The organism is Clostridium sp., assembly GCF_021443865.1.
GTDB lineage: Bacteria > Bacillota > Clostridia > Clostridiales > Clostridiaceae > Clostridium.
The window spans coordinates 1-7855 of the sequence record NZ_JABUTB010000098.1 but is presented as its reverse complement, the minus strand read 5'-3'; the positions used below and the strand labels follow the sequence as shown (position 1 = coordinate 7855).

General features: G+C 27.7%; 9 protein-coding genes. 6 read left to right on the top strand and 3 right to left on the bottom strand.

Going from position 1 to position 7855, the window contains the following annotated elements; all coding sequences use genetic code 11:
* Positions 1-172, bottom strand: a 172-nt coding sequence (rpmB, locus tag HUJ77_RS13515; protein ID WP_291709473.1) for a 50S ribosomal protein L28, incomplete at its 3' end; no start/stop codon positions are given.
* A gap of 238 nt (positions 173-410) precedes the next feature.
* Here rpmB and HUJ77_RS13510 point away from each other — a divergent pair.
* From HUJ77_RS13510 to HUJ77_RS13485, 6 genes are all read left to right on the top strand, one after another.
* Entirely contained in the window at positions 411-758 is a 348-nt protein-coding gene (locus HUJ77_RS13510; protein WP_291625215.1) for an Asp23/Gls24 family envelope stress response protein, read from the top strand.
* 11 nt (positions 759-769) lie between these two features.
* Positions 770-2401, top strand: coding sequence for a DAK2 domain-containing protein (locus HUJ77_RS13505; RefSeq protein WP_291709466.1), 1632 nt, complete (start codon positions 770-772; stop codon positions 2399-2401).
* Positions 2402-2537: 136 nt separating this feature from the next.
* The gene (recG, locus tag HUJ77_RS13500) at positions 2538-4568 is read left to right on the top strand and encodes an ATP-dependent DNA helicase RecG (protein WP_291709464.1); all 2031 of its coding nucleotides are present in this window, start codon (positions 2538-2540) and stop codon (positions 4566-4568) included.
* A 64-nt stretch (positions 4569-4632) separates the two neighbouring features.
* Positions 4633-5187, top strand: a complete 555-nt coding sequence (gene rsmD / locus HUJ77_RS13495) for a 16S rRNA (guanine(966)-N(2))-methyltransferase RsmD (RefSeq protein WP_291709463.1) — start codon at positions 4633-4635, stop codon at positions 5185-5187.
* Positions 5188-5204: 17 nt separating this feature from the next.
* Positions 5205-5678: a pantetheine-phosphate adenylyltransferase gene (gene coaD, locus HUJ77_RS13490; protein ID WP_291709472.1), complete on the top strand. Its 474-nt coding sequence runs from the start codon at positions 5205-5207 to the stop codon at positions 5676-5678.
* A 29-nt stretch (positions 5679-5707) separates the two neighbouring features.
* Positions 5708-6244, top strand: coding sequence for an ATPase (locus tag HUJ77_RS13485; RefSeq protein WP_291709461.1), 537 nt, complete (start codon positions 5708-5710; stop codon positions 6242-6244).
* Here the strand turns inward: HUJ77_RS13485 and ylbJ are convergent.
* Together ylbJ and HUJ77_RS13475 are read right to left on the bottom strand one after the other, a co-directional pair.
* The gene (gene ylbJ, locus HUJ77_RS13480; protein WP_291709459.1) at positions 6230-7417 is read right to left on the bottom strand and encodes a sporulation integral membrane protein YlbJ; all 1188 of its coding nucleotides are present in this window, start codon (positions 7415-7417) and stop codon (positions 6230-6232) included. The genes HUJ77_RS13485 and ylbJ overlap by 15 nt on opposite strands.
* A 48-nt stretch (positions 7418-7465) precedes the next feature.
* On the bottom strand, positions 7466-7855 hold a 390-nt coding region (locus HUJ77_RS13475; protein WP_291709457.1), incomplete at its 5' end, for a nucleotidyltransferase family protein.

Sequence of the window (7855 nt, the reverse complement as noted above, 5' to 3'; positions counted from 1 at the left end):
TACCAGATCTAAGACATCTTGTACATACATGAACTGTTTTTGGTGTTCCATTAACTAAAGCCTTTACTCTCTTTATGTTAGGAGCCCAAGTTCTCTTTGATTGACGATGTGAATGGGAGTACTGAGTTCCAGATACAACCCCTTTATTACAAACTTCGCATCTTCTTGCCACTTGAAAACACCTCCTTGTTTTTGAAGATAATTTCTCTTCAATAGGACAGATTAAATTTTAACATAGTACCCCTTATAAAAGCAAGGGGAAATAAGAAAAAAAGTGAAAAAACTTTTAGAATCAAGGCTTTAATATATTTTATAACATCTACATATAATAAGCTTAGTAAGATTTACTTGAATAATAAATACAAGTAATATAAAATATAGTGTATAGATATTGATAAGGAGGTTTCTATATGGTAGGATATTCAAATGAACTTGGAAATATACATTACTCTGAAGAGGTGCTTGCTAAAATAGTTGGTTTATCAACTATGGAATGCTATGGCGTGGTAGGAATGGTTTCCAAGAATGCAACTGAAGGATTATGGGAATTAATGAGAATAGAAAATTTAAGTAAAGGCGTTAAGCTAAAATTTGATAATGATAAATTAATAGTTGAATTATTTGTTATGGTTGAGTATGGAACTAAGATTTCAGAAATAGCAAATAATATAATACAAAAGGTACGTTATAGTGTGGAAAACTTTACTGGATTAAAAGTTTCATCTGTTACAGTAAATGTTCAAGCAGTGAGAGTCTAGGAGGGAAAAAGATGAAATATCAGACAATAAATGGCCATGATTTTTATAACATGGTTGTTAATGCTAGCAATATATTGTTAGAAGAAAGTGAGTATGTTAACTCATTGAATGTATTTCCAGTTCCAGATGGAGATACAGGAACTAATATGTCTGCTACATTTAAAGCAGCTGTTAAAGAAATAGAAGGATTAAATACAGAATCTATTGGAGAAGCATCAAAAAAGCTTGCTAAGGGTGCTTTAATGGGTGCAAGAGGAAATTCAGGAGTTATTCTTTCACAAATTCTTAGAGGTATTTCAAAGGGATTAGAAGGAAAAACATCAGTAGATTCAGTTGAACTTGCTATTGCACTACAAGAAGGTAGCAAAGCTGCATATAAGGCTGTTATGAGACCTACAGAGGGAACTATACTTTCAGTAATAAGAGCAGCATCTGAAGCAGCAATAGAAACAGATGTTAAAGATATAGTTGGATTAATGGAAGTTGTCGTTAATGAAGCAAAGGTTATGCTTGATAAAACACCAGAACTTTTACCAGCCCTTAAGAAAGCAAAAGTAGTAGATTCAGGTGGAATGGGATTATATATAATATTAAAAGGAATGCTTGAAGCATTAAGAGATGATATTAAAGCTGAAATTAAAGATATAAAACCATCAGAAGCTAAGATGCAAGGGGCTCAAGGAACAGAAGATATAGATATTAAATTTGGTTACTGTACTGAATTTATTATTTTAGCAGATGCTAGCAAGGCAGATAAGTTTAGAGATGATATAATACCTATGGGCGATTCACAAGTTGTAGTTGGATATGAAGATGTTATAAAAGTACATATCCATACTAATGATCCAGGAGCTGTATTAGCTAAGGCAGTTCAATTAGGAGAATTATCTAAAATTAAAATTGATAATATGAGAGAAGAACATAGAGAAGTCCTTTTATCAAAAGAGGAATATAAGCTTAAAGAAGAAGCTGTAGAAGTTGAAAAGAAAAAATATGCTTTTGTTGCAGTTGCAATGGGAGAAGGAATTACAAACATATTTAAAGATTTAGGAGTAGATTATGTAATAGAAGGTGGTCAAACTATGAACCCTTCTACACAAGATATAATGGAATGTATTGCTAAATTAAATGCAGAGCATGTATTTGTATTACCAAATAATAAAAATATTATAATGTCTGCAAATCAAGCAGCTGAAATTTCTGATAAAGATGTAAGAGTAATACCAACAACTTCAATACCACAAGGAATTACTTGTGTTACAATGTTTAATTCTGAAGTAGAAGTTGATGAAAATGAGAGAGCTTTAAAAGAAACAATTGATATGGTTAAAACAGGTTCTGTAACTTACGCAGTAAGAGATACAGAAATGGATGGTATAGAAATTAAAGAAGGCAATATGCTTGGACTGATTGAAGGAAAAATTAAAAAAGTTGGATCATCTTATTCTGATGTAGCAGAGGAAGTTCTAGCTGAAATGATAGATGATGAAAGTGAACTTATTACTATATTATATGGTGCAGATGTTTCTGAAGAAGAAGCAAATGAATTTGCTAGTAAGATAGAAGAAAAATATGAAGATTTAGATGTTCAATGTTATAGGGGAGCACAACCTCTTTACTATTTCTTAATGTCAGTAGAATAATATAAAAGAGCTTCTTATTAGCTCTAAATTAAAAAGAATTAAAACTCCGAAAGGAGTTTTTTCTTTAATTATATAGTATTTATTTTGTGCATTATAATAAAATAAATACTTAGCAAATAAATTTTGAGGTGAGTAAATGAATATATCAATGGAAGTCTCAACTTTGAAGGGTGTAGGTCCTAAGCTTACTGAAAAGTTAAATAAATGTGGAATTTTTACAATATATGATTTACTTTTATACTTTCCAAGAGACTACGAGTTTATAAAAGGTGATGTAGAGTTTAATGAAATTGATGGTGAAGAAAAGCAAATACTAAGCTGCAGAGTTATAGGATATGATAGAGATATCAAAACAAAAACTGGGAAGATAATATCAACAATAAAATTTGATTATAAAGGTCATATTGTTTTAGGTAAATGGTTTAATCAAAGATATATAAAAAATAACTTTCAGCTTAATACTACATATGATTTAGTAGGTAAATTTAAAAGAAATGGAAAAATATTAGAAGTAATTAATCCTATAGTTGGTTGTAATGATGCAAAAAAAAGTGAGATAATACCTAAATATCCTTTAAAGGGAGATCTAAATGATAAAGTAATTGCAAAAATAATCAATCAAGTGTTAGATAGTGTTATTATTACTGACAATTTACCAAAGGATATTTTAGAGAGATATAAAATGATTGATTTAGATACTGCAATTAGAGATATACATTTTCCAAAGGGGAAATTAGAATTAAATAATGCTATATCAAGACTGAAATTTCAAGAGCTTTTTACTTACTCAATGAAGTTATTATTACTTAAAAACAAATTAAGAAGCAATGATGGAATATCATTTTATTGGCATGATGAATTAAAGGATCTAAAGGAAAACTTACCTTTTAAATTAACAGATGCGCAAACTAATGTTGTAAGGGATATTTTAAGAGATCAAAAAAGTAAATATTCTATGAATAGGTTGATACAAGGAGATGTAGGTAGTGGGAAAACTATAGTGGCATTAATAGCCCTATTTAATGTTCTTAAAAATGGTTATCAAGGGGCTTTAATGGCACCTACTGAAATTTTAGCTAATCAACATTATTTAGAAGCATTAAAAATTTATAAGGATTTTAACTTAGATGTAGAAATTTTAACTGGTAGTACTAAGATAAAGGAAAAACGACGAATAAAAGAAAAGATAGCAGAGGGTACTCCTATGCTTGTTATTGGAACTCATGCATTAATTCAAGAAGATGTTGATTTTAAAAATTTAGGTTTAGTTATAACAGATGAGCAGCATAGATTTGGTGTTGAACAAAGAAATAAACTAATAAATAAAGCTAGAAGACCAGATGTATTAGTAATGACAGCAACTCCAATACCTAGGACTTTAGCTTTATATATGTATTCAGATTTAGATGTATCTATAATAGATAAGCTTCCTCCAGGAAGAAAAAAAATAGATACCAGATTTTATTCTGAAAATGAAAGAATGTCAGTTTATTCATTAGCCTTAGATGAAATAAAAAAAGGAAGGCAAGTGTATATAGTTTGTCCTCTAATTGAAGAAAATGAAAAATTAGAATTGAATTCTGTAGAAAAATTATATGAAGAATTAAAAGAAGATGTCTTTAAGGATATTAGAGTAGAGATATTACATGGTAAGATGAAACCAAAAGAAAAGGATGAAATAATTGGTTTATTTAAAGAAAATGAAGTTAAAGTTATTATTTCTACTACAGTTATAGAAGTTGGGGTAAATGTCCCTAATGCTTCAATTATGATAATAGAAAATTCAGAGAGATTTGGTTTAGCACAGCTTCATCAATTAAGAGGTAGAGTAGGAAGAGGAGAGTATGAATCCTATTGTATTTTAATAGGAAATGCTAAAAATGAAAAAACTAAAAAAAGAATGGAAATAATGACAAGCTCCACTGATGGATTTTATATTTCAGAGCAAGACTTAAAGTTAAGAGGAGCTGGTGAAATGTTTGGACTAAGACAAAGTGGAGATATAGGTTTAGTGCTTTCAGATATATATGAGGATATAGATATTTTAAAGTGTGCTAGATATGAAGCTAATAATTTAGTTAACTCTAAGGAAATTGAAAATGTAAAATTATGCAATGAAATATCCAAATCCCTTGAAAGATATAGTCGATATATTTGTTTTAATTAAATAAATTGTATATAAATAAATCTTGTGATAAAATTATATTATTAGTACCTAAGGAGGAAATCAAATGAGAATAATAGCAGGTAGAGCAAGAGGACGTAAGTTATTACCTCCCGATACAATGGAAACTAGACCAACTTTAGATAGAGTTAAGGAGTCTATGTTTAGTATAATACAAAACCATATCCCAGACTCTGTAGTTGTAGATGTATTCGCAGGAACTGGAAGTCTAGGACTTGAAGCAGCAAGTAGAGGTGCTAAAGAAGTATATTTAATTGATAAAAGTAACACAACATTTCCAATATTAAAGAAAAATGTTGAGAATTTAAAGTTTGAAGATTTTTGCTTTCCACTTAATTTAGATTCTTATGAAGCTTTGAAAATGTTAAACAAAAAAGGTAAGGTTTTTGATATTATTTTTATAGACCCACCATATTGTAAGGAAATGATTCCTAAGGCAATAGAAATTATTAAAGAAAATAATTTATTAAATAAGGGCGGAATAATAGTAACGAAAATTGATTCAATAGAAGAAATTTACCAAGGATATAAAGAAATACAATTAGTAAAAAATAAAAAATATGGAAACACAACAGTTTGTATATATAATAATGAGGAGTAAATAAAAAGGTGAGAGAAATGAATATTGCTATTTATCCAGGAAGTTTTGATCCAATAACAAACGGGCATTTAGATATAATAACTAGAGGAGCAAAAATATACGACAAAGTAATTGTTGCAGTTTTAGTTAATGTGGATAAGAATTGTTTATTTACTATTGAAGAAAGAGTAAATTTAATAAAAAGAGTCACTAAAAATATAGAAAATGTTGAGGTTTTAAGTTTTGAAGGATTATTAGTTGATTTTGCAAAAATGCATAATTCAAAAGTAATTTTAAAAGGGCTTAGAACTATGTCAGATTTTGAATATGAGTTTCAAATGGCACTTATGAATTCTAAACTTGATTCTGAAATTGAAACGGTATTTATGATGACTTCATCAGCATTTTCCTACGTAAGTTCCTCTTCAGTAAAGCAAGTTGCTAAGTTTGGAGGAAATATTAATGGTTTAGTGCCTGATGAGTTAATTTCAGAGCTTAGGGAGAAGTTTTAATATTTGAATTTTCTAGGGGGAGTAGGCATATGGATAAAATTGAAGTTAATATTATTGAACTTTTAGAATATTTAGAGGAATTAATAGAAACTGCACCAAAGGTACCTATAACAGGTAAAAGTGTAGTAGATAAAAAAGAATTTTTAGAAGTAATAGATCAAGTAATAAATTATTTACCAGATCAAATTAGAAAAGCACAATGGGTAATGAATGAAAAAGATAGAATACTTGAAGATGCTCAAAAACAATATGATACTACTAAAAATGAAATTATGGAAATGATGAAACAAAATGTAGAAAATCATGATTTAGTTAAAGAAGCAAAAATAAGAGCAAATGAAATAATTGCCCTAGCTCAAAGAGATGCTAAGGCAATTAGAATAGGTTCAAGAGAATATTCAACTGAAATACTATCTCAATTAGATAGAGAAATAGAAGAAAAGAAAAATAAACTTATTGAAGATATGCAAAAATCCTTTGAAACGGTTGCAAAAGAAATAGATGAAAATCTAAATGAAACTGGTTTAAGGATTAAAGATAACATATCTGAATTAAGAGGAATGTAGCTTTCTTTTAATATATTTTAATATTACAGAAATTAAAAGAGAGATACTTAAAATAAATATTATTGGAATGTATAATTTATATATAATTAATTTATAGCTATATACTGGTGCAATACTAAAAGTTGGTATTGAAAATAATATAATGTTACTAGAAATAAATGTTATTATAAAGCCTAGTATTCCTTGGAGAAGCTTAAGTAATATATACTTTTTAAAGTTTGGATTATCTCCACTTATAATGGAAGATACTTGAGCTATAACAGATAAACTAGAAAAACATAATATAAAACTTATTAAGCTTAATTTTAAGCTTATGGATAAATTTATATCAGATATCATTTTGCATCCGTTAGTAAATTCGATACTACCTAAAAAAAGATTATATAAAATTCCAGTAGGTAATTTAAATAAATTTTCTAAGAATATAAAAGCAGCACTTATTGAAGTGGTGCTTTTAATTATGCTTATAACTACAGAAAAAATAATTACGAAAGCTCCAACATTTAATGTAGTATTAATAGCACCTTCTATGGAAGTCTTTAAATTAATTCCAAAATTAAATTCTTTTTTTACTATATTATTTGTAAACTCATTACTTACATTTTTAGATGATTTTTTGGTAAGTATTCCTACTATAATAATAGATAAGTAATTTGCAATAAGGAGTATATAACCATATTTAATATTATTTAGCATAGCAACAGCAACAGAGCCTAAAATAAATATTGGACCAGCATTAGAGGCTATGTTTAAAAGTCTTTCATATTCATCTTTATGTATATATCCTAAATTATAAATATCAGAAGAATATTTTGCTCCTAAAGGATAGCCACAAATAAAGCTAGCAGCTATTGGAAAAGAAGAACTTTTAGAAAGCCCTAGTGGTTTGCAAATTAATGGTCCTAATATTTTAGAGTAAAGAGTTATTCCATCATAACATATTAGTAAATTACATATTACACTAAAAGGGAAAATAGCAGGTAATATTGCATTAATAACTAGCTTTAGTCCGTTTATAGCAGCATTTATACTAGTTTTCAAATTAATTACAAATATAATTATAAAAATAGTAATTAAAAAACATATAACAAAATTTTTTTTAACATTGAAAAGTTTAAGTAAAATAGTAACAAGAATAAAAATTAAAAGCCATAAAATATAAATACTAATCATGAATTTAACCTCCTATAGTATTTATATGCTTATGACTTTTTAATATTATTATTTTATTACAGGTGAAAGTAAATAATCACTTAATGGATTTACTTTATCATTTAAAATTGAATAAGCCTTAGTACATTGAATATCTAATTGCAAAAGCTTATTATTAATATTTTTTGGCACCTTCGTAATAATAGGAATTGAAGATAGCTTTTTCATTTCTTTTAAAATATTTCTTCCTTTATTATTAAATCCAAGAACTCTTGCATAAAGATTATCATCCTGTAATAATTCATTAAAATCATAATTGTCTAGTGAAAAAAATAATTGAGATAATAATCTAGATATTTTTGTATAAGTGTATCTTTTACTTTTTGCATTTAAAATTAAATCCTGGAAAGAGGATGAAGCGTGAATGAGGCCAGAGCGCAAAGCGTTCAATGGTTTGAG

Coding starts and splice junctions, on each gene's coding strand:
- HUJ77_RS13505 (WP_291709466.1), top strand. CDS start 770: ATGAAATATCAGACAATAAATGGCCATGATTTTTATAACATGGTTGTT.
- coaD (WP_291709472.1), top strand. CDS start 5,205: ATGAATATTGCTATTTATCCAGGAAGTTTTGATCCAATAACAAACGGG.
- rsmD (WP_291709463.1), top strand. CDS start 4,633: ATGAGAATAATAGCAGGTAGAGCAAGAGGACGTAAGTTATTACCTCCC.
- HUJ77_RS13485 (WP_291709461.1), top strand. CDS start 5,708: ATGGATAAAATTGAAGTTAATATTATTGAACTTTTAGAATATTTAGAG.
- recG (WP_291709464.1), top strand. CDS start 2,538: ATGAATATATCAATGGAAGTCTCAACTTTGAAGGGTGTAGGTCCTAAG.
- ylbJ (WP_291709459.1), bottom strand. CDS start 7,417: ATGATTAGTATTTATATTTTATGGCTTTTAATTTTTATTCTTGTTACT.
- HUJ77_RS13510 (WP_291625215.1), top strand. CDS start 411: ATGGTAGGATATTCAAATGAACTTGGAAATATACATTACTCTGAAGAG.